The 21,044-nt window shown below is 67.4% G+C and carries 20 protein-coding genes; 14 read left to right on the plus strand and 6 right to left on the minus strand.

Annotated elements, in window-relative coordinates; translation table 11 throughout:
- The first annotated feature begins 11 nt into the window (after positions 1 to 11).
- Positions 12 to 1,703 (plus strand): DUF885 domain-containing protein, encoded by a 1,692-nt coding sequence (locus tag NYP18_RS00760; RefSeq protein WP_259426228.1) that lies wholly within the window; start codon positions 12 to 14, stop codon positions 1,701 to 1,703.
- 10 nt (positions 1,704 to 1,713) lie between these two features.
- Positions 1,714 to 2,043: a YciI family protein gene (locus NYP18_RS00765; protein WP_259426229.1), complete on the plus strand. Its 330-nt coding sequence runs from the start codon at positions 1,714 to 1,716 to the stop codon at positions 2,041 to 2,043.
- Here the strand turns inward: NYP18_RS00765 and NYP18_RS00770 are convergent.
- Genes NYP18_RS00770 through NYP18_RS00780 form a run of 3 tightly spaced genes read right to left on the minus strand, consistent with a single transcriptional unit; the run spans position 2,040 to position 4,879 of the window.
- Entirely contained in the window at positions 2,040 to 2,741 is a 702-nt protein-coding gene (locus NYP18_RS00770) for a pirin family protein (protein ID WP_259426230.1), read from the minus strand. The genes NYP18_RS00765 and NYP18_RS00770 overlap by 4 nt on opposite strands.
- Positions 2,742 to 2,774: 33 nt before the next feature.
- Positions 2,775 to 3,812 carry an AbrB family transcriptional regulator gene (locus NYP18_RS00775; protein ID WP_259426231.1) on the minus strand — a complete coding sequence of 346 codons (1,038 nt, stop codon included), beginning with the start codon at positions 3,810 to 3,812 and terminating at the stop codon, positions 2,775 to 2,777.
- Positions 3,809 to 4,879 carry an AbrB family transcriptional regulator gene (locus tag NYP18_RS00780; RefSeq protein ID WP_259426232.1) on the minus strand — a complete coding sequence of 357 codons (1,071 nt, stop codon included), beginning with the start codon at positions 4,877 to 4,879 and terminating at the stop codon, positions 3,809 to 3,811. The genes NYP18_RS00775 and NYP18_RS00780 overlap by 4 nt, the downstream gene beginning before the upstream one ends.
- 75 nt (positions 4,880 to 4,954) lie before the next feature.
- Between NYP18_RS00780 and NYP18_RS00785 the strand changes: the two genes are divergently transcribed.
- Together NYP18_RS00785 and NYP18_RS00790 are read left to right on the plus strand one after the other, a co-directional pair.
- Positions 4,955 to 5,722: a TSUP family transporter gene (locus NYP18_RS00785; RefSeq protein ID WP_369415230.1), complete on the plus strand. Its 768-nt coding sequence runs from the start codon at positions 4,955 to 4,957 to the stop codon at positions 5,720 to 5,722.
- Between the two features lie 19 nt (positions 5,723 to 5,741).
- Positions 5,742 to 5,984, plus strand: coding sequence for a hypothetical protein (locus tag NYP18_RS00790; protein ID WP_259426233.1), 243 nt, complete (start codon positions 5,742 to 5,744; stop codon positions 5,982 to 5,984).
- On the opposite strand, the gene hrpB is transcribed toward NYP18_RS00790, so the two are convergent.
- A complete protein-coding gene (hrpB, locus tag NYP18_RS00795; protein WP_259426234.1) occupies positions 5,981 to 8,308 on the minus strand; it encodes an ATP-dependent helicase HrpB in 2,328 nt (775 codons plus the stop codon). The genes NYP18_RS00790 and hrpB overlap by 4 nt on opposite strands.
- Before the next feature lie 227 nt (positions 8,309 to 8,535).
- On the opposite strand from hrpB, the gene NYP18_RS15500 reads away from it, so the two are divergent.
- From NYP18_RS15500 to NYP18_RS00835, 8 genes are all read left to right on the plus strand, one after another.
- The gene (locus tag NYP18_RS15500; RefSeq protein WP_259426235.1) at positions 8,536 to 9,675 is read left to right on the plus strand and encodes a DUF559 domain-containing protein; all 1,140 of its coding nucleotides are present in this window, start codon (positions 8,536 to 8,538) and stop codon (positions 9,673 to 9,675) included.
- A 25-nt stretch (positions 9,676 to 9,700) separates the two neighbouring features.
- Positions 9,701 to 10,432: an SDR family NAD(P)-dependent oxidoreductase gene (locus tag NYP18_RS00805; protein ID WP_259426236.1), complete on the plus strand. Its 732-nt coding sequence runs from the start codon at positions 9,701 to 9,703 to the stop codon at positions 10,430 to 10,432.
- 246 nt (positions 10,433 to 10,678) lie between these two features.
- Entirely contained in the window at positions 10,679 to 10,972 is a 294-nt protein-coding gene (locus NYP18_RS00810) for an RNA-binding S4 domain-containing protein (protein ID WP_259426237.1), read from the plus strand.
- Complete coding sequence (locus NYP18_RS00815; protein ID WP_259426238.1) at positions 10,973 to 11,782, plus strand: VOC family protein; 810 nt, start codon at positions 10,973 to 10,975, stop codon at positions 11,780 to 11,782.
- An 8-nt stretch (positions 11,783 to 11,790) separates the two neighbouring features.
- Positions 11,791 to 12,075: an MGMT family protein gene (locus tag NYP18_RS00820; RefSeq protein ID WP_259426239.1), complete on the plus strand. Its 285-nt coding sequence runs from the start codon at positions 11,791 to 11,793 to the stop codon at positions 12,073 to 12,075.
- 56 nt (positions 12,076 to 12,131) lie between these two features.
- Entirely contained in the window at positions 12,132 to 13,322 is a 1,191-nt protein-coding gene (gene solA, locus NYP18_RS00825) for an N-methyl-L-tryptophan oxidase (protein ID WP_259426240.1), read from the plus strand.
- Positions 13,323 to 13,339: 17 nt separating this feature from the next.
- Complete coding sequence (locus NYP18_RS00830) at positions 13,340 to 14,380, plus strand: NAD(P)-dependent alcohol dehydrogenase (RefSeq protein WP_259426242.1); 1,041 nt, start codon at positions 13,340 to 13,342, stop codon at positions 14,378 to 14,380.
- Positions 14,381 to 14,390: 10 nt separating this feature from the next.
- The gene (locus NYP18_RS00835; RefSeq protein WP_259426243.1) at positions 14,391 to 15,401 is read left to right on the plus strand and encodes a YihY/virulence factor BrkB family protein; all 1,011 of its coding nucleotides are present in this window, start codon (positions 14,391 to 14,393) and stop codon (positions 15,399 to 15,401) included.
- Here NYP18_RS00835 and NYP18_RS00840 read toward each other — a convergent pair.
- Positions 15,386 to 16,315: an alpha/beta hydrolase family protein gene (locus NYP18_RS00840; RefSeq protein WP_259426244.1), complete on the minus strand. Its 930-nt coding sequence runs from the start codon at positions 16,313 to 16,315 to the stop codon at positions 15,386 to 15,388. The two genes, NYP18_RS00835 and NYP18_RS00840, sit on opposite strands and share 16 nt — an antisense overlap.
- 96 nt (positions 16,316 to 16,411) lie before the next feature.
- Here NYP18_RS00840 and NYP18_RS00845 point away from each other — a divergent pair, with 96 nt between their 5' ends.
- Both NYP18_RS00845 and NYP18_RS00850 read left to right on the plus strand, forming a co-directional pair.
- Positions 16,412 to 17,032 (plus strand): CG0192 family protein, encoded by a 621-nt coding sequence (locus tag NYP18_RS00845; protein ID WP_259426245.1) that lies wholly within the window; start codon positions 16,412 to 16,414, stop codon positions 17,030 to 17,032.
- Between the two features lie 163 nt (positions 17,033 to 17,195).
- The gene (locus NYP18_RS00850; RefSeq protein ID WP_259426246.1) at positions 17,196 to 19,022 is read left to right on the plus strand and encodes a purple acid phosphatase family protein; all 1,827 of its coding nucleotides are present in this window, start codon (positions 17,196 to 17,198) and stop codon (positions 19,020 to 19,022) included.
- Between the two features lie 44 nt (positions 19,023 to 19,066).
- Here the strand turns inward: NYP18_RS00850 and NYP18_RS00855 are convergent, their stop codons facing one another.
- Complete coding sequence (locus tag NYP18_RS00855; RefSeq protein ID WP_259426247.1) at positions 19,067 to 21,007, minus strand: M13 family metallopeptidase; 1,941 nt, start codon at positions 21,005 to 21,007, stop codon at positions 19,067 to 19,069.
- Positions 21,008 to 21,044 lie beyond the last annotated feature (37 nt).

Genomic DNA, 21,044 nt, shown 5'->3' on the forward strand with positions numbered 1-21,044 from the left:
ACTGACGTGCCATGAGTTCCGATACCGCCGTGAATTCGACTCCCCACAACTCTGACACCGCCGGGCGCTCGCCGTCGCTGCTCGACGCGTCCTGTGAGGGATTCGTCCATGACCTGGCGGCCCTGTCCCCGACCGACGCCACTGCCTGGGGAATCCCGGGCTTCGAGGGCGAGCTGCAGGATTTCTCCCCCGCCTACTGGGCAGCCCTCGCCGACCGCACCCGCGAGATGATCGCGGACGTCGACGCCTTCGACGACGGCACTGACGATTCCGACGACGAGGATGACTTCGACGAGGTCGACCACGTCACCGCCGCGGTCCTGCGCGACCGCCTCTGCCTGGACCTGGATCTGCACCATCACGGTGAGGACCTGGCCCTGCTCAACAACATCGCCTCACCCGTGCAGACGATCCGGGACACCCTCCTGATCATGCCGACGGACACCCCGGAACAGATCGACGCGATCCGTTCCCGACTGGCCAAGGTGCCCGCCGCCCTGGCCGGTTACCGCGAGTCGCTCGCGGAGGCCGCCTCCCACGGCCATGTCGCCCCAATCCGTCAGGTCGACGAGGTCTACTCCCAGTGCCAGGACCTGGTGGAGTCGCCCTCCCTGCTGGAGGACCTCGGCGTCGATAAGGACACCCCCGAGGTGGACGCGGCGAAGGAGGCCTTCGCTGAGATGGCCGACTGGCTCTCCGAGCAGCTGGCCACCCACGCCCCGCGCGAGGATGCGGTGGGCCGGGAGCGCTACCAGCGTTTCTCCCACCTGTTCGTCGGCGACATCGTCGACCTGGACGAGGCCTACCTCTGGGGCCTGGAGCGTCTCCGCGAGATCGATGCGGAGCAGCAGGCCATCGCCCGCTCCCTCTACGGCACCTCTGATGTGCGCCTGGCCTACCGGAAGCTCAACGAGGAGGAGCGCTACACCCTGCACGGCAAGGACGCGCTCCTGACGTGGATGCAGGAGACCGCCGACGACGCCATCAAGGGTCTGCACGGCACCGCCTTCGACATCCCTGAGCAGGTCCGCACCATCGAGGCGAAGATCGACCCCGCCGGCACCGGCGGCATCTTCTACACCCCGCCGAGCGACGACTTCTCCCGCCCGGGCCGCATGTGGTGGTCCGTCCCGGCGGGCCAGGAGAAGTTCCATACCTGGCAGGAGCTGACCACCGTCTTCCACGAGGCCGTGCCGGGCCATCATCTGCAGATCGGTCAGACCCTGGTTGAGCGTGAGAACCTCAACCTGTGGCGTCGCGTCGCGTGCTGGAACTCCGGCCATGGCGAGGGCTGGGCCCTGTATGCCGAGCAGCTCATGGAGGAGCTCGGCTACCACGAGGATCCCGGCACCCGGATGGGGCTTCTCGACGCCCAGCGCCTCCGCGCCGCCCGCGTCGTCCTCGACATCGGCGTCCACCTGGGCAAGAAGGTCCCGGAGGGCACCATGGTGTGGGACGCGACCTACGCCAAGGCTTTCCTGCGTGAGAACACCGCGATGGACGAGGCCAACCTGCGTTTCGAGCTCAACCGCTACCTCGGGTGGCCCGGCCAGGCCCCGTCCTATGCACTGGGCCAGCGCCTGTGGGCGCAGACGCGTGACGACGCCGTCGCCCAGGGCATGGCCGTGGCGGATTTCCACCGCGAGGCCCTCTCCCTGGGTTCCATCCCGATGTCCCTTCTGCGGGAGCAGATTCTGGATTAATGTGAGATGCATGTCACAGTTCATGCTCTCGGTCCATCATGTCCCCGGCTCCGAGCCCTATGCCTCGGAGGAGGAGATGCAGGCCGCCTTCGCGGCCGTCGCGGCCTTCAACCAGCAGCTCGCTGACGACGGCCGGCTCGTCTTCGTCGGTGCGCTCCATTCGGAGACCGACATCGTCACCGCGAAGGGTGTCGACGAACCACCCGTCCGGGAGGGCGCGCAGCTCGGCGGTTTCTGGGTGGTCGAGGTCGATGGCCGTGCTGACGCCAGGAAACTGGCCGAGCAGGCCTCGGCGGCCTGCCGCCAGCCGATCGAGGTCCGCGAGTTCGAGTCGTCCTAGATTTCCCGGTCCATCACCCACACGAGGATATCCGCCCCGCCATTCACGGTGAGCGATTCGGCATCGGTGACGCGCAGGACGTCACCCTCCCCGAGGTGGTGACCTGCCGCCTCCACCTGTCCGCTGATGACGTAGAGGTGCACGAAGGCTCCGGCGGGCACCGTCACCTTGCCGGTGGAACGGGCCGCGTAGAGCGCCGCCCCGGTGGTGCCCAGCGGCAGGGGAGAACCCGGCCCGGCGATCTGCACCGGGCCCCCGCCGGCCAGCTCAACGTTGAAGTCCCGGGAGGCGTGGAAGGGGGTGGTGTCGCGGGCATCGGCCGGCAGCCAGGACTGCACCACCCGCACGCGCTCACGGCTGGTGTAGCCCGCGGCGTTGACCTCCGAATGCCGCACCCCGGAACCGGCGCTGATGTGCTGGGCGGAACCGGCCCCGAGCTCAGTGCAGCCCGCCGCGCCGCTGTCGCGGTGGCGCAGGCGCCCCTCGACGACCCACGTGACGATCTCGACGTTGTCGTGCTGGTGCATGTCGAAGCCCTCACCGGGTGCCACGACGTCGTCGTTGTGCACCATGAGCAGGCCGAAGGCATTGGCCGCCAGGTCGAAATTCCCGGTGGCGGGGAAGGACTGCCGGGAGGTCAGCGCGGGATCGCGCCAGATGTCGCGTTCCCCGGACCGGACTACAGAGATGGTTGACATGTCAATCAGGCTAGTCGCGGTCGGGGAGCGGGATCAACGTCTCCGCGTGAGCAGACGGATGATCTGCGGCAGATAACCGGCCACCGCCAGCAGGGTGAGCATCCGCAGCAGCTGCAGGGTCACCACCACCGGTCCGGCCCCGCCCTCCGAGGACAGGGCCAGGACGGTCTCCAGCGCGCCGGGGCTGGTGGCCAGGTAGGCCTCGAAATAGGTGATGTCCAACCACAGGTGCAGGGGATAGGCGGTGGCCGCGCACGCCAGGATGACCACGACGATGAAGCTCAGCGTCGCCGGCAGCTGGCGGGCGAAGGCCTTCAGGGCGGGCAGGGACAGCGCGCCACCGCACATCCAGCCGATAACCAGGAAGGCCGCGATGCGGAAAGCCTCCGGCGGCTGCAGGCTCCATCCCTCCGGCAGGGCGAGACTGATCAGGACAGTGAACAGCATGGGGCTGAGGATCGCCGGGGCCGGCAGGCGGATGAGCCTGCCCAGCCTTTCGCTGAACAGGGCGATGACCAGCACCGCGAGGAACATGTACCACGGGCCGGCCGCCTGCTCCCCGGCTGCAGTTCCGCCGGGGGCGGTGAAGAAGGCGGTGATCAGCGGCAGACTCATCGACACGATGAGCAGCCGCAGGTACTGGCCGAGCGCCACGAAACGGTAGTCGGCGCCGAGTTCCTTCGCCAGCACGGGCAGGATTGAGGCCCCGCCGGCGAGCATGGACAGGATCCCGGTTTCCGGCATGACGGAGGGTTCCCGTTTCGCAAGCAGCAGACCACCGGCCACGCCGATGCCCAGCGTGACGAAGGAGACCAGCAGCCCGGGGATGAGCAGCCCACCCAGCGTGGCCAGGGGGACCGCCGCCAGCGGCAGGCCCGCCAGGATGCCGATGACACCACGGCCGAAGCGGTAGACGTGGTCGTTGATGGGCAGTTCCGCGGAGGTGGCCAGCGCCATCGTCCCTGAGGCGATGATGGCCGCCAGGATCCAGGCGGCCGGTACCTGCCACCAGGTGAACAGCCAGCCGAGTCCGATGGAGGCGGGAATCACCGCAGCCCAACGCCAGTTCATCGCTCTCCTCCTGAGCCCGGATCCCTGTGGAACAGCCGCAGGATCTGCGGCAGATAACCCGCGATGAGCAGCACGCCCAGCAGGCGGATGAGCTGGATCGCCACGACCGACGGCCCCGCCCCACCCTCCGAGGACAACGCCAGGGCCGTCTCGATGGCCCCGGGGCTGGTGGCCAGGTAGGCCTCGAAGTAGGTGATGCCGACCCAGGGCACCAACGGGATGGCCAGCAGGGCGCACACCACCGACAGGCCCACGATGAAGATGAGCGTGGCCGGCAGCTGACGGGCGAAGAGTTTTAGCGCGGGCAGCGACAGCGCGCCGCCGCACATCCAGTCCACCACCAGGAAAGCGAAGACGCGGAGGAACTCCGGGGGTTGCAGGGACCATCCCACCGGCAACACCAGTCCCAGGGCCACGGTGATCAGCAGCGGGCCGAAGACCCCGGGGGAGGGCAGTCGCAGCAACCTGCCCAGATCCGCGCCGAAGAAGGCGATGAGCAGCACCACCGGGAACATCCAGTAGTTCACCACCGGCGGCGCCACCCCACCTGCCGCCCCGGGGGCGGCGAAGAAGGCGGTGATCAGCGGCAGGGTCATCGACACGATGAGCAGGCGCAGGTACTGCGACAGGGCCACGTAACGGAAATCCGCCCCCAGTTCCCGCGCCATCACCGGCATCACCGAGGAACCGCCGGCCAGCATCGACAACACCCCGGTCTCGCGGCTGATCTCCGGTTCCATGCGCGCCAGCAGCAACCCGCCGAGGATGCCTGCGGCGACAATGACCACCGCGACCACCAGCCCCGGCGCGAGGTAACCCGCCAGTTCTGCCAGCGGCACCCCGGCCAGGGGGATGCCGGCGAGCATGCCGATCGTGCCGCGGCCGACCCGGTTGACCCAGGTGTTCAGCGGCAGTTCCGCGCGGCCGAGGAGTGCTGCGGCACCGGCGGCGAGGATGCCGGCGAGGATCCAGCCGGCGGGTACGTTCCACCAGGCGAAGAGCAGCCCGAGGAGCACGGAGGTGGGGACGACGATGAGCCACCGCGTGCCAACCCTGCTTGAATCCATGAGAGCACCATACGCCGGACACCGGAGGCTGTGACGTGGCACGCTGAGAGGAACCGTCAGCGTGAGGAGGTGGCCGTGGGCCCGGAACTGTGGGCAGTACTCATCGTCGGGGCAGCCGTCGCCGGGTGGATCGACGCGGTCATCGGCGGTGGCGGACTGGTGCTCATCCCACTGCTCATGGCCGTGGTCCCGGGCCTGGCACCCGCGACGGCGCTGGGGACCAACAAGCTCACGGCAGTCTCGGGCACGGCGTCGGCGGCGTGGACGATGATGCGGCGTATCCGGCCGCGCTTCTCCCCGTGGTACGTCGTGCTCGGCCTGGCGTGTTCCGGCGGGGGTGCGTTATCCGCCTCGCTTATCGACGCCGCCCTCCTCCGCCCCCTCATCATCGTCCTCCTGCTCGCGGTCGGCGCCTTCGTCGCCCTGCGCCCCGGTTTCGGCACGCAGATCCGGGGCGGGACGGCCGCACCGGGCCGGTGCCGGCGGCTGCTGGTGCTGCTGCTCGTCGGCGTCATCGCCTTCTACGACGGCATCTTCGGTCCAGGTACCGGCATGTTCCTCATCATGGCCTTCACCGCGGTGTTATCCCAGGACTTCCTGCGTTCGGCGGCGATGGCGAAGGTGGTCAACACCTCCACCAACCTGGGTGCACTCCTCGTCTTCGCGGTGGGTGGGCACGTGTGGTGGCAGTTGGGGGTGGTCCTGGCGGTGGCCAACATCGTCGGCGCGCAGCTGGGGGCCCGGACCGTGCTGGGTGGTGGGGTGAAACTGGTGCGCACCGCGCTGCTGGTGGTGGTGATTGTCATGAGTTCTTATCTCGCCTGGCAGCAATTTTCCAGTTGACGTCCCTATCGTCGGAGTCATGAGCACGACAATGACAATCGAACCCCTCTGTATCACCGCCCCGGCGGAGGTCGCCGGCGATAATGACGCCGCGCTTGACTTCCTCGCCGGGGAGTTCTTCCTGGCGAAGGTCTACGGCAACGACGACCTTGAGGTCACCGCCACCACCGAGGCCCTGCCGACTCTGGCACTGGCCGCCGCCGCCTTCGACGCGGCGGACATGCCCGCCAACTTCCGTCTGGTGGAGCTGGTGGAGGCTTAGGACCTCTTCTTGGTCCGCGCCGTCGCCGGTGCGGTCCACGGGTCCTCCGGCCACGGGTGCCTGGGGTAGCGTCCCCGCATCTCCGCGCGCACCTGGGTGTAGGGTCCGGACCAGAAACTGGCCAGGTCATCGGTGACCGCCAGTGGGCGCCCCGCCGGGGAGAGCAGATGGAAGAGCACCGGTACGCCCGCCAACTGCGGAGATTCGGCCAGCCCGAAGCACTCCTGCAGTTTCACCCGCACCACCGGTCGCCCCTCGGAGTAGTCGAGGCGGTGGCGGTTGCCGCTGGGCACCCGCAGGCGTTCCGGTGCGAGCTCGTCCAGCCGCGCCGCCTCCGGCCAGGGCAGCAACCGCTGCAACGCGGGGTACATGTCCACCCTGCCTATCTGCGCTCCCCGCGCCAGCCCGTCCAATTCCGGCCCCAGCCAGGACATGGGATCGGCGGCCTCGACATCCGGCCACGGCTCACCGAGCTGCTGGTGCAGATAGACCAGGCGCTCCCGCAGGTTCTGCGCGGCCTCCGAGAAACGGAACATTCCCAGCCCCTCCCGGGCCACGGTCGCCGCCAGCGCCGTCGCGGCCTCATCCGCCGGCACCTGCACCGGCGTCGAACTCAGCTCGATGGCACCCAGGCGCACCACCTTCCGCCCCCGGACCTTCCCGCCCACCACCGAGGCCACGATCTCCTCCGTCACACCCACGGCCTCCCGGGCCTGCGCCTCATCCAGGCGGGCCGCCGCCCGGATGGTGGCCCCGGCCCGCCCCTCGCGTGAGGTGCCGCCGCTGCGGGTCACCTCCGCCACCGCCAGCCACCGCGCACCCGTCAACCCCAGATCCCCGGGCAGCACCGCCCGGGTGCCGCTGGCCAGCAGGTATTCCTCACCCACCCGGCGGGCCACCCTGCCGGGGAAGGCCAGGGCCGTGATCACCCCGGGATCGGTCTCTCCCGTGCCACCACGCACCAGTTTCCGCAGACGTGCCGCCTCCCGGGCCGGGGCCTGGGCGCGGGCGATGTCGCCGCGTGGCGAATCCGCCAGCACCGCCACCACCCCGGCCGCCGCCGGACCACACTCCACCAGAGCGCGCCCCAGCCGCGGGTCCACCGGCATCCCCGCCAACTGGCGACCCAACGCGGTGGCCTGCCCCTCACCGTCGACCGCACCGATGCCACGCAGCACCGTCTCAGCGGAGTCGAGGGCGGGGGTGGGAGGGGTGTCGGCAAGTGGGAGCCCGACACCGCGCGGGGTGCCCCACACCGCCAGCGTCAATGCCGCCTGTGTGAGGTCACTCGTCGCGATCTCCGGGGTGATGTGCGCACGGAACTGCTGGTAGTCGGCCTGCGAATAAGCACGGATCACCGTGCCCGGCCCCTCACGCCCGGCACGACCCGCCCGCTGATCCACCGTCGACTGCGCCGCCGACACCGTCACCAGACCCGTCATGTCGCGCGTCGCATCCCGGCGCGGCACCCGCGAGAGCCCCGAATCCACGACCACCCGCACCCCCGGAACAGTCAGCGAGGATTCGGCTATCGACGTCGCCACAATCACCCGCGCCCCACCCGACAACGCCGCATCCTGCTCGCGGGCATCCAGCGAACCGTGCAGCGGCACCGCCCCGGGGATTCGGCCCACCACGTACTCCACCTCCCGGACCCCGGGGACGAAGACCAGCACCGCGTCAGTGTGCCCGGTGGCCAGCTGCGCCAGATGGTCCAGGAATTCGCGCGTGTTTCCCGCCCGGCCGGGGTGCGGGACGTACTCGAAGCGCAGCGGATAGGTCACCGCCGGGGTGTCCAGCACCGGTGCCTCCATGAGCGCGGCGAATTTCTCCACATCCAACGTCGCCGACATCGCCGCCACCGTCAGATCATCACGCAGCTGCACCAGCTCCAGCAGCATGCCCAGCACCAGATCCGTGTCCAGCTGCCGTTCATGCACCTCATCGACCGCCACCGCGCTGACACCGGTGAGTTCCGGATCGAACATCAACCGGCGCAGCAGCACCCCCGGGGTCATGAACTCCACGAGGCTGCCCGGATGGTGCTCCCCGCGGACGGTGAAACCGATGCGCTCCCCGATGCGGGAACCATCCAGATGGGCCAGCCGACGGGCCGCCGCGCGCACCGCGACGCGACGGGGTGCGGTGACCAGCACCTTCCCCTGCACGTGGTTGGCCAGGGCCGGCGGCACCAGCGTCGTCTTACCGGTGCCCGGAGGGGCCTGCACCACCAGGGTCCGGTTGTTGCTGAGCAGGGCGGGAAGCTGGCCGATGGTGTCGGCCACCGGCAGACCCGCACCGATGCGGGACAGATCGAAACTCATGGCCCCCATTGTGCCGGGGCGCTGGGCGGGGTCGAGTGGAGGCGCGGTGGGGTGCGCAATATCTGACCTTGACGCGTCAAGTGAGGATGGTTGAACAGGGACGATGCGCGCTGAACCCGCCCCGGAGCGTCAGATATTGCGCACCGTTATTTCCCGCCGGGAACCGCCGGGCCTCACACCCAGTCCAACAGTGGTGACGACACCCCACAACAGAAAGGACAGCCCCGGTGGCCTATCACGGGAGACGCGTTGATGAACTGATCGCCGAGGGGAGCGGAAGGATCAGGGTCTGGGATGGCATGTCACTGTCACCTGACCAGTTCGTCCAACCCACCTCCAGAACGGAAGTCTTTGCCAATGCTGCGCAGCATCTCGACCTTCCCGAAGATGACCCACAGGTTCACCAGGCGGCGGAAGAACATTATGTGGCCGTTTCCCCCGACCACATGGTGGCCAGGGCCCACCTGCGTCCCGAGAAGCTGGTGGAATACCAGCGGACCAACCATCCCCGACGATTGGCCTATCCGGCGGATGCACGGACACGCATCGTGGCACACCTGACCGAGCATCCGGGTTGGGTGGCCGCACAGTTCAGCGCCGCCGCTCTACTGGGGATCACCGATTTCTCGGACGGACTGGATGCGTCGGTGCTCAACCGGAGGGGGCGGAAACCTGCGGGCAGCCCGCTGCAACCCGATCAGCGCAGGTTCCACGCATTCTGCCAGCCCTGGACCCTCCACGTGGGGGAACGGGGGCTGAAGGTGACCCCACCGATGCTGACGTTGGCGCACTGTCTGCGGTCGGTACTCACCGAGGATGATGTCTGGCCGATCGGCGCTGAGCTGAAACAACGTGCTCATACGGTCAGAGCGGTGCAGGTGATAGACCGTTTCCGGAGGGAATTCGGCCTGGATGAAGAACACATCGCAGAGGCCCTGAGGGGACTGGTCAACCACCGGGTCCTGTGTAGAATCCTGGCGTTGAGCAGCCCCGGCATGGATTCACCACCGGAGACTGTCCTGCGTCTCGCAGTTACCCAGGCGGTGGAGGACCTGGGGATCACCTTCGTGGCGCAGGTGCCGGTGTACACCGATGGAACAGTGGGGACGCCGGGAAGCGAAAGGGGGAAGGGGAGCTTGCTCACGGTCATTGATCTGGCCTCTCTTCCGGCCAGGGTGGCGCTGTTCTATGACGGGGAGCATCATCTGGAGCGTTCGCAGCGTGACAAGGATGCGCGGATCCTGGCCTGGCTCACGGCACAGGGGTGGCTGGTTTTCCGGGTGTCGGCGGGAATGTTGCGGAAAACGAAGCAGCTGCAGGCGGATATTGCCGGAGCGATTGCGATGCGTCTGTCGAATGCAGCCTGAAGTATCCCGTGCCACACTGGGCACCATGACTGACACCACCACGAACAACCAGAAGATCGCCGTCATCACCGGAGCTTCCTCCGGTATCGGCGCCGCCGCTGCTGATGCCCTGGCCGGGGACGGTTTCCATGTCGTCGTCGCCGCGCGCCGGCTCGACCGGGTCGAGGAGGTGGCCCGGAGGAACAACGGCACCGCCATCCAGCTGGATGTGACCGAGGATGAATCGGTCGCGGCTTTCGCGGAGGAGGTGGGCAAGCTGGGCCGGGTGGATGTGCTGGTCAACAACGCGGGTGGCGCCCACGGCATGGATACGCTGCGTGAGGCGGACCTGGATGACTGGCAGACGATGTACGACGTGAACGTACTCGGTGTGGTGCGGGTGACCCGCGCACTGTTGCCGCTTATCGACACCGCCGAGGGGCTGATCATCAACATCGGTTCCATGGCCTCCTTCACGGCCTACCCGAAGGGCGCGGGTTACAACGCCGCCAAATTCGGTCTACGGGCGCTGACTCGTGCCTTCCGTCTGGAGGAGGTCGGTAACCCGATCCGCATCACCCAGATCGACCCGGGCCGGGCGGAGACCGAGTTCTCCCTGGTGCGTTTCAAGGGGGACGCGGACGAGGCGGGCAAGGTCTATGCCGACAAGCTCAACCTCACGGCGGAGGATGTGGCGGAGACGATCCGCTGGGTGGCGTCCCTGCCGGCGCACGTGAACATCGACACCCTCAACATCATGCCGCGGGACCAGGCCTGAGCCTGCGCAACATCTGACCGCCCCGGACGGCCTCGGCGCGCATCGTCCCTGTTCAGCGGCTCTCGCTTGACGCGTCAAGGTCAGATATTGCGCAGCGCTCCTGCCCATTCCACCTGGAATCAGCACCCACCTCGTCCGCGTGGGCATCGACTGCGAGCCGCTAAGCAGTGATAACGCCACAGTGCGGGTCCCGGCGACCGGTACCGCCGTCCAACCGGCCCCGGCCGCGGGCTAGACTGGGCGACCATGCACGCCCATGATGTCGCGATCCGTGATGAGTCGATCAAGCTCGGCCAGTTCATCAAGCTTGCCGGCCTGGTGGCCACCGGTGGTGAGGCCAAGGAGCTCATCGCCGAAGGCGAGGTGACCGTCAACGGTGAGGTGGATACCCGCCGGGGGCGGACGCTGCAGCACGGGGATCTCGTGTGCATCGGGGAGGCGTGTGCGCGTGTGACGTCGGCGGCCGAGGGCGAGGACGATTACTTCGACGAGGCCACCGCCGATGATGATTTTGATCCTGAGAAGTGGAGAAACCTCTAGATGCCAGCTTTCGAGGCCGTCGGCGGCATGCCGTACTGGATCGACCTGACCACCTCTGACGTGCGGAAGTCCGCGCGTTTTTATTCTGAGCTCCTCGGTTGGGAGATCGAGGGTGATGATTACCGCCTGGCGCGCGTCCAGGGTCTGCCCGTCGCGGGTTTTATTCCGCAGCCGGAGGGTGGGGGTGCGTTCCCGGACACGTGGGTGACCTACTTCCTCGCTGATGACATTGATGGCCAGGTTGCGCAGGTCAGGCGTCTGGGTGGCCGGGTGCTCAGTGAGCCGACGGAGGTCAGCCTGGGCCGGATGGCCGTGCTTGTCGACGCCGCCGGCGCCATGTTCGGACTCATCGAGCCCGCCGGGGAGGACGCCTTCGTCGCCGCCGGTGAGCCGGGCACCCCGGTGTGGCATGAGCTGACCGCCACGGCCGGTTTCAAGGAGGCGGTGGATTTCTACCACGGTCTGCTCGACTGGGAGCTGATCGCGATGGAGGCCGGCGAGGACTTCACCTACACCACCGCCGTGGCGGAGGGCGCGCCCTTTGCGGGGTTGTGGAAGGCAGAGGGTGTGTTCCCGCCGCAGGTCCCCAGCTTCTGGCAGTCCTACCTGGGTGTGGCGGATATCGACGCCGCCGTGGCCCGCGTCCCGGAGCTCGGTGGGGAAGTCATCACGCAGCCCTGGGACTCGGAATTTGGTCGTCTGTGCCGGATCGCGGATTCCACCGGTGCGGTGGTCGTGCTCTGCGAGGTCGACGAGCCGGTCGAGGAGGAGCTCCACGAGACGGATCTGCTGGGGGGCCTTGAGCTCTGAGCGGGGTCATGGAGCTCGACGAACTGAGCTCACGCGTCCTCGATCTGGTTGACCGGGTGCCCGCCGGCCGGGTGGTCACTTACGGCGATGTCGCCGCCCGGGCCGGCACGGGACCCCGGCAGGTGGGCCGGATCCTGGCCCGCGTCGGGCATCTGACGTGCTGGTGGCGGGTCGTCCGCGCCGACGGTACCTCCGCTGTCGCCGCGCAGGCGTCCCGGTTCTGGGACGCGGAGGGCATCCCGCACCGCGACGGCCGGGTGGTCCTGGGGGCCTGTCGCTGGGAGTTCTCCTGAACCCTGGATGACTCCGTGCCGCGCTGCTACGCTCGCGGGGGAATCGAGGTAATCTCATGCCCCCACTTCGCGTCGCAGTCATTGGTCTGGGAACCACCGGGTCCATGGCCCTGTGGCAGCTCAGCCGGTCCCCGGACGTCGAGGTCATCGGTCTGGAGCAGTTCGGACTCGGCCACGGCTACGGGGCATTCACCGGTGAGACCCGGTTGTTCCGCACCGCCTACCACGAGGGTGCGAAATACGTCCCCCTTCTCCAACGCGCCCGGGAGCTGTGGCGTCAGCTCGGTCAGGCCGTGGGCCGTGAACTGTTCCACCCTTACGGGGTGCTCACCGTCGGACGTGAAGATTCGGCCCCCTTCCAGCGGCTGCTGGCCTCGGTGGCCACGCACGATCTTCCCCATCAACGGCTGGATGTCGGGCAGCTGCGCCGCCGTTACCCGGGCCTGGATTTCCGGGAGGATGAGGCTGGGGTCTTCGACGAACTCGGTGGTGCGCTGCGCCCGGAGCTGGCGGTACTCAGCGCGGTTGAACAGGCTCAGGAGAACGGCGCGGCGGTCCACGACCACGAACCCGTCCTGGGTATCTCCGATACGGGGGAGGGGGTGATCGTGACCACCGCCAGACGGCAGCTGACCGTCGACCGGGTGATCGTCACCGCCGGCAGCTGGGTGACGGGACTGTTCCCGCAGATCGCCGACCTGGTTGAGGTGCGGAAGATGGTGCTCACCTGGTTTCTGCCCCGGATCTCCTCGGACTTCGAACCGGCCCGCCTGCCCTGCTTCATCCGCGACCGCGATGGCTTCCACATTTTCGGGGCCCCCTGCGTGGACGGTTACAGCGTCAAGATCGCGGCCATGGACCGGTGGGGGACCCCCGATACGGAGAGGGTGGAACAGGCCGACCTCCACCTCGACCCCGATGAGGTCTCCGACTTCGGTTCGCAGGTGTCCAGGCTCTTCCCCGGCGTGCAACCGGAGCCGAACCGCTTCTCCGTCCACTTCGACACCTTCACCGCCAGCCGCGACCCGATCATTGACCGGGTGGGTGATGTGGTGGTGGTCGCCGGGTTGTCGGGCCACGGCTTCAAGCTCGCCCCCGTGATCGGCGAGCTGGCCCGCGATCTGGCGGTCACCGGCCGGGCGGAGGGGCGGCATCCGGACTTCACCCTCGCAGCGCACCGGCCGATCAGGGAGGGAACAGACCCGGGTCCGGCCTGGCCGCAGAAGATCGTGCGGGACCGCGCCTGAACACTTACCCTGGCTGCATGACTGATCTGACCGTCCGTGCCTGGGGCACCCCGGGTTTTTCGCAGCCGCTGGAGCCGGTGACCATCACGCGTCGTCCCCTGCGGGAGGATGACGTCCTCATCCGCATCGAGTTCGCCGGCATCTGCCACTCCGACATCCACACGATGCGGGGTGACTGGGGCGAACGCGAGTACCCGCTGGTGCCGGGCCATGAGATCGTCGGCATCGTCGAGGAGGTCGGCGACAAGGTGCTCAATCACCGCCCCGGTGACCGGGTCGGGGTGGGCTGTTTCGTCAACTCCTGCGGGCAGTGCCACCCGTGCGGGCTGGGGGAGGTCTCCTACTGCGAGCAGGGCCCGGTGCTCACCTACGGCGCCTACGATGGTGGCGAACTGACCCAGGGCGGGTATTCGCAGGCCATCGTGGTGCGCGAGTCCTTCGTCGTGGCGGTCCCGCCGGGTCTGGATCCGGCGGCCGCTGCCCCGCTGCTGTGCGCGGGCATCACCACCTACTCGCCGCTGAAACACTGGGGCGCGGGCCCGGGTAAGCGCGTCGCGGTCATCGGCATGGGTGGTCTCGGGCACGTCGGCGTGAAGATCGCCGCGGCCATGGGCGCGGAGGTCACCGTCCTGTCCCATTCCACCGCCAAGCGTGACGACGCCCTGAGTTTCGGTGCCACCCGCCATGTCTCCACCGCGAGCGGTCTACCGGAGGACCTGCACAACTACTTCGACCTGATCCTCAACACCGTCTCCGTCGACCTGGACACCTCCGCCTATCTGGGCCTGCTGCGTTTCGACGGCGCGCTGGTCCAGCTCGGTCTGCCCGGTGCACCCCTGCAGACCCCGACCCGCATGCTCACATCGCGGCGCCGTTCGCTGTCTGGTTCGCTGGTCGGCGGGATCCGTGAGACCCAGGAGATGCTCGACTTCTGCGCGGAACATGGTGTGACCGCCGAGATCGAGCTCATCGACGCGGAGCAGATCAACCAGGCCTATGACCGCACGGTCGCCTCGGACGTCCGGTACCGCTTCGTCATCGACGCGGCCTCCTTCTAGGGGGCCGTCGGTGGATGCCCGTGGAGCCCGCTACGTACTCAGACGTGTGGTCCGGGAGTTCTTCCTCCTGGGCATCATCGACATGGCCGCCAATCTCACCTTCTTCACCCTGCTCGCGGTGGCGCCGACGATCCTGGCGATCTACTCCATCGCCACCATCGTCCTGGCGAACAACGCGGGCCTGGTCTCGGAGCTGACCACGGACTTCATCACCACCTACATCCCGGGGGAGTATCGGGCGGCGGTCACGGATCTGGTCAATGCGGTCATCGGTTCCTCCACCGGCGGCATCGTCGGCCTCATCGTGGGGACGATCGTCGCCCTGTGGTCGGCCTCGGCCTATGTGCGGGCCTTCTCCCGCTGCGCCAACACCGTCTACGAGCAGTCGGAGGGGCGACCGCTGATCGCCAAGCTGGCCACGATGCTGGGCACCACCCTGTTCATGGTGGTCGGCATGGTGCTCATCCTCGCCTCGGTCATGCTCAACGAGACGGTGGTCAACGCCACCCTCGGCCTGATCGCCGAACCCCTGGGCCTGTCCGGAGTGCTCGACTACCTGCTGAGGGTCTTCCTGCCGGTGTGGCGGTGGCTGAAATGGCCGATCATCTTCGCCCTGGCCGTCCTGCTGCTGGCCGTGCTCTACTACGTCACCCCCAACGTCCGGCAGGCCCGGTTCCGCTGGCTCAGTGTCGGCGCCTTCATCGCTTTGATCGGGATTGCGCTGGTCATCGTGGGTTTCTCTCTGTATCTGAACTATTTCGCGGTCCTGGGTTCCTACGGGGCGATCGGCACGATGCTGGCCCTCATGTTCACGGTGTGGGGCGCGAACATCATGCTGATTCTGGGCGTGAAGATCGACGCCGAGATCGAACGCGTCCAGCAGCTCAGGGCCGGGGTGCGGGCGGAGCGGCAGATCCAGCTGCCGCCGCGTTCCACCCGGCGTAACCGCGAGCGGGAGGTGGCCCGGGAGAAGATGGCCGAACGTGGCCGCGATCTGCGGCTGGGCTACCGCGAGGACTGAGCGCGCAGGAAGTCCGCGACGTCCGCGACCTTCTGCCGCGCCACTTCCGGGGTGGAGATGCGGTGGCGGGAGACGTACTCCCGGACAGTGAGGTCGGTGACCTGCTCCAACCCGGTGGGGCGCTGGGCAATCTCGTCTTCCGACGCCACCTGCACCAGCGTGCGCGGCCAGGTCGCGGGTTCCGGCACCGACTGTTCCGCCAGGATCTCCGCGGGCAGACCGTTGACGCTGCCGAGGTCGGGGAAGGTGAGCACGAGGGCGTCGAAAAGCGGGGCGTTCATTGCTGCCAGCGCCGCACCGGAGGAATAACCCCAGCCCGTCAGCGACGTCGCGTTGTGGTGCTGCGCCACCCCGGCCGCCTTGCGCACCATGGCGTTCATCTCCGCGACGGTGCTCTGCGGTGCCAGCGGATAATCCAGGTCCAGGATGATGGTGCCGGAACGCTGCGCGGCCGCGGCGACCTCGGGGCGCCACGCGATCTCCAGGGCGTTGCCCGAACCCCGCCACCAGCCGCCCGAGTGAAGGCTGATGGCCCACGCACCGGTCGGCTGGCCCGGGGTGAACAGGCGGCCGCCGACCTCCGGCACCTCCTCCACCTCGACGCCCTCAGCCCACACCACGCCCGGCATGGAGTGGTCGAGACCCGAGCCGAGCATGAGCATCGCCGTGTGGGTGATCCGGTCGGGCAGGCGCGCGATGTAGTTGTCCGCCGGGTCCGGGTCCCCCACCCCGCCCTTCCACGGCGGGGTGAAGTCGGGCAGCTCATAGTGGGCGTCGATGTAGGAGGCCAGCTGGGCGAGCTGCTCCTCCGCGGAGAGCTGCCTGTCGACGCCGCCTACCTGGAACTCTGCACGGAACTGCTCCTCCTGCAGCTCTTCGGGGGTTCTGGCATTGTGCGCGGGGGTGTCAGTCATGGCGACCAGCCTAGTTGCCGCAGCGGACCGACGTTCACGGTTCAATGCGGCTACGCTGGGAATCACGACAGAAGACATCCAGGCAGGAGCATGACCATGAGCGGTGTAGCACATATTTATGACGCAGAACTCAGCCCTTCCAAGGAAGATATCGCAGCCCGTTACGCAGGTATCGTCACCCTCCTCGGTTCCTGCCGTCTGGTCGACCCCGATGACGTCGTCGGGATCGAGGTCCTCGTCGGTGCGGACATCGACGGCCGCACCGTGCAGCTCCCCGTGACCTACCGTCCCTCCGAGATCAACCCGGAGCACACCCTCACCGAGATGGACCACAGCGTCCTCGGCCACCGTTGGGTCTCCAACGCACTGGGGGATCCGGTGGCCGTTGCCCAGGTCATCCGTACCATCCTCGAGGGCGATGACGGGGCGACCCGCTCCGACGGGGTACCCGCTGTGCTGGATCTGCGGGGTTCCGGTGAGCAGGAGAAGGTCGAGGTCGGCGACGTGGAGTTCTATGAGGTCACCCGGCAGCGTGCCGTCGGCACCGTCAACCTCGCTGGCCGGGTGCGTTCCTTCCAGCTGCGGATGCCGCACCTGCTGCGCCGCATGGACACCGGTGGTACCAGCGCCGACACCGCGCGCCTGCACCTGATCGGCTGGCTGCCGGCCCTGCCGGAGAAACGCCTCGTGGTCGCCGAACTCAGCATCCGCGACTGAACCATGCCCACGTCCGTCCCCTGAGGGGATCCGCTGTTTTCTTTTCCGGAAACCGCCTGCTCACCCAGAGTTCATCTCGTTTATAGGTCGATCTAACTATTTGGTCACTTTATAGTCGTATGTTCTATGGGTCTGTAGAAGCTGAGGGAAAAGGAAAACTCTCGTGGCACACTGGTCCAACACACTCAAAAAATTCACGGCTGTATCGGTCTCCGCGCTCGTCCTGGTCGGCTGCACAGGAGCCGACGGGGGACAGGAGACCTCGCCTGCCGCCCAGACGGCCACCGCAGAGGTCGATCCGGTGTACGGCGAGACAAACGGCCTTGACCTGATCGAGCTGCAGGATGCCAAGCCGGAGGTCGCTCCCGTCCCGGCCAGCAACGAGCCGAACCGCATCGCGATGAACCTGCCGGAGGACCCCGCCACCGCGATGTCCTTCAACTGGTACACCACCGATAACCTCACCGACTCCGTTGTCCGCGTCTCTACCAGCGAGGACATGGCAGACGCCGTGGAGTTCACCGCCGACGTGTCAGAGGTCGCCTCGGAGTACGCCGAACGCGACGCGGAGGGCTACTACATCTACGCCTCAGTCACTACCGACGAGGAGGGGGATTTCCTCGTCGATGACAACGGTGAGCCGGAGGAGGTACTCGGCTACTTCACCGATGAGCAGATCACCCGGGAGAACACCGAGTGGACCGCGGACGGTGACGGTCTCGGCTACCTGGCCCTGCAGGAGGTCGCCGAGCATTCCCACAAGGCCACCGCCACCGGCCTGGAGCCGGACACACAGTACTACTTCCAGCTGGGTTCCGAATCGGAGGGCTTCTCCGACACCGGTTCCTTCCGGACCGCCACCGAGGGCGTGTCGCCGACCCAGTTCATCCACTACACCGACACCCAGAACGCCTACTGGAACGCCAACGTCAACAATGAGGCGGCCTACGGCGCCAACACTCTGGAACTGGCCATGGAGACCGCGCCGGACGCGGAATTCGCCGTCCACACCGGTGACTTCGTGGAGATCGCCCAGGTCGAGGACGAGTGGGTCGACAACCTCGACATGTCGCGTGAGTCGAAGATGAACCTGCCCCACGCCTACACCCCCGGCAACCACGACGAGTACAACCTGAACTACATCCGTGAGTCCGATGCCGTGGATGAGAGCGCATTCAACGAGCACACCAACGTGCCCGTGACCAACGGTGCGGTCAACGGTGGTTCCTACTACTCCTTCGACCACTCCGGTGCCCACTTCGTCGTCCTCAACACCAACGACAACAAGGAATCCGCGGACAACCCGGAGTCCGGTGCCATCGGCGCCGAGCAGATGGAGTGGGCGAGGGCCGACATCCAGCAGGCCCGCGACAACGGCGCCAACTGGATTGTGCTGATGTACCACAAGCCGGTCTACTCCGCCTCCTACCACGCACTCCAGGACACCGACGTCCAGGTCACCCGTGAGGAGTTCGTCCAGATCGCGGACGAGCTCGATGTCGACCTCGTCCTCCAGGGCCACGACCACAACCTGACCCGCACCAAGTCCCTGCTCTACACCCCCGACAACTTCGCCTACGGCGAGGTCGAGGAGACCGAGAAGACCGAGATCGACGGCGTCGAGTACCACGTCAACCCGGAGGGCGTCACCTACGTCATCCCGAACACCTCCGGAACCAAGACCTACGACGCGATCTACCAGAAGGGCGCCGAGCATGTCGCCAAGGTCCGCCCCCGTCTGGACTGGATGACGGAGGAAGACACCGAGCTCTGGAACGGCCTCTTCGACATCGCGGAGCAGCCGGAGAACTCCCCGAAGTTCGAGCACAAGCACGACAACTACCGTCAGTCCGAGACCCAGACCTTCGCCGTCTACACCTTCGACGAGGACACCTTCAAGATCGAGTTCTACGTCGTGGAGGGCGATCTGCACAACGGCGGTGAGCGTACCGTCACGCTGCGTGATTCCTACGGCATCGCAAAGCGGTAGCACCTGAATAGACACCGATGGTGCCGGACAGAACTGTCCGGCACCTACCAGATGGTGACGCGCTCCTCCGGGGCGATCCACATGGGGGAGTCCGCGGTGATCTCCGGGAACGCCTCGTAGAACTCGTCGATGTTCGCGGCGATGACGTTGCAGCGGAACTCGGCGGGGGAGTGGGGGTCGATCGCCAGGTACTGCTGCGACTGCTGGGGGCGGATGGCGGTGCGCCAGACCCGCGCCCAGGACAGGAACAGCCGCTGCAGGCCGTTGAACTCGCGGCCGGCGAGACCCGGGTCAGCGTCCTCGACCTCGAAGGGCAGGACCGGGGAGGTCTCGTAGGTCAGTCCACGGTCCTCGAGGTAGCGGCGGTAGGCCACCACGGCGATACCCAGACCGCCGAGGTCACCGATGTTCTCCCCCAGGGTGAACTCACCGTTGACACCCTCGGACTCGATGCCCGCCTCGCGTAGCACGGTGGGCACCAGGCCGTTGAACTGGGCGACGAGTTTATCGGTCAGCTTGGTGAAGGCCGCCCGGTCCTCCTCGGTCCACCAGGAACGCAGGTTGCCGTGGCCGTCATACTGCGAGCCCTGATCGTCGAAGCCGTGGCCGATCTCGTGGCCGATGACCGCACCGATGGCGCCGAAATTCTCCGCGGCGTCCATGTCGGGCGAGTAGAAGGGCCGGCGCAGGATGGCGGCGGGGAAGGTGATGTCGTTGACCACCGGGTTGTAGAAGGCGTTGACGGTCTGCGGGGTGGTGAACCACTCCTCCCGGTCCGCTGGCCTACCTATCTTGTTCAGCTCATAGTCCTGCAGGAAGGCTGCCGCGGCGCGGACGTTGTCCAGCAGGGAACCGCCGTCCGCCCCGAAGGACAGGCCCTCGTAGGAGCGCCACACATCGGGGTAGCCGATCTTCGCCTTGAACTGGCCGAGTTTCTCCAGGGCACGTCCCTGGGTTTCCCCGGTCATCCACGGCAGCTGGTTGATGCGCTCCCGGTAGGCCGCCACGAGGTAGTCGACGAGTTCGAGCATCTCCTCCTTGGAGCTGGGCGGGAAGTGCCTGTCCACGAAGACCTTGCCGATCTCCTGGCCCACCAGGGCCTCGACGGTGCCGACGCCACGCTTCCAGCGGTCGCGCTGCTGAGTCGCACCGGAGAGGAAGGTGCCGTAGAACTCGAAGTTCTTCGCCCCGACCTCCTCGGGCAGCACCCCGGCGCGGGAGCGCAGGATGTGCCAGGTGGCCCAGAGCTGCCAGTCGGCCAGCCGGTCATCGGTGAGCAGTCCGGCGAGATGGTCGACGTAGGAGGGCATCATCGACACGAGGCGCTGCTCGGGCAGGCCGGTGCCGGTGAGCAGGGCGCGGATGATCCGGGGCAGTGCCTGCAGTTCGGTGGGGTTGTAGGTCTTCACGGCATCCCTGGTGGCCACCACGTCCCAGTGGCCGGCGGCGATCTCCGTCTCCAGGGCCACGATTCGCTCGGTCGCGATCTCCGGGGTCAGCCCGAAGAGGCGGGCGGGGTCGAGGAACTGCAGCATCTCGGCGACGTGACGTCGATAAACAGCCAGCGTCTCGGCGTGCTGCGGCTCCCGGTAGTAGGCCTCGTCGGGGAGGCCGAGGCCGGACTGGATCAGGTAGGCGAGCGCATCCTCGGAATCGGAGTCCTTCTCCACCCAGAAGGTGAGCGGGGAGGCCACCCCCATGCACTCGAGCTTGCCGAGGCGGACGGCGAACTCCTCTGCATCGGAGACACTGAGCAGATCCAGGTCCGCGTCCAGGGGGCGCATACCGGCGGCGTTGACGCCCTCGACGTCCATGAAGGAATCGAAGAGGGTTCCTGCGCGGCCGGTGTCGGTCTCGACGATCTCGCGGACGTCGATCTCGGCCTGGTCGCGGAGCTTGTGGAAGGTGCCGTCGACGCCGCGGTCGTCCGGAATCACGTGGGTGGCGAGCCAGGGGCCGTTGACATAGGCGTAGAGGTCATTCATACAGCCAACTCTAGGCGAGGCGGACCCCGTTAGTCTG

Origin of the sequence: Corynebacterium lemuris (assembly GCF_024919295.1) — a bacterium.
Taxonomy (GTDB): domain Bacteria; phylum Actinomycetota; class Actinomycetes; order Mycobacteriales; family Mycobacteriaceae; genus Corynebacterium; species Corynebacterium lemuris.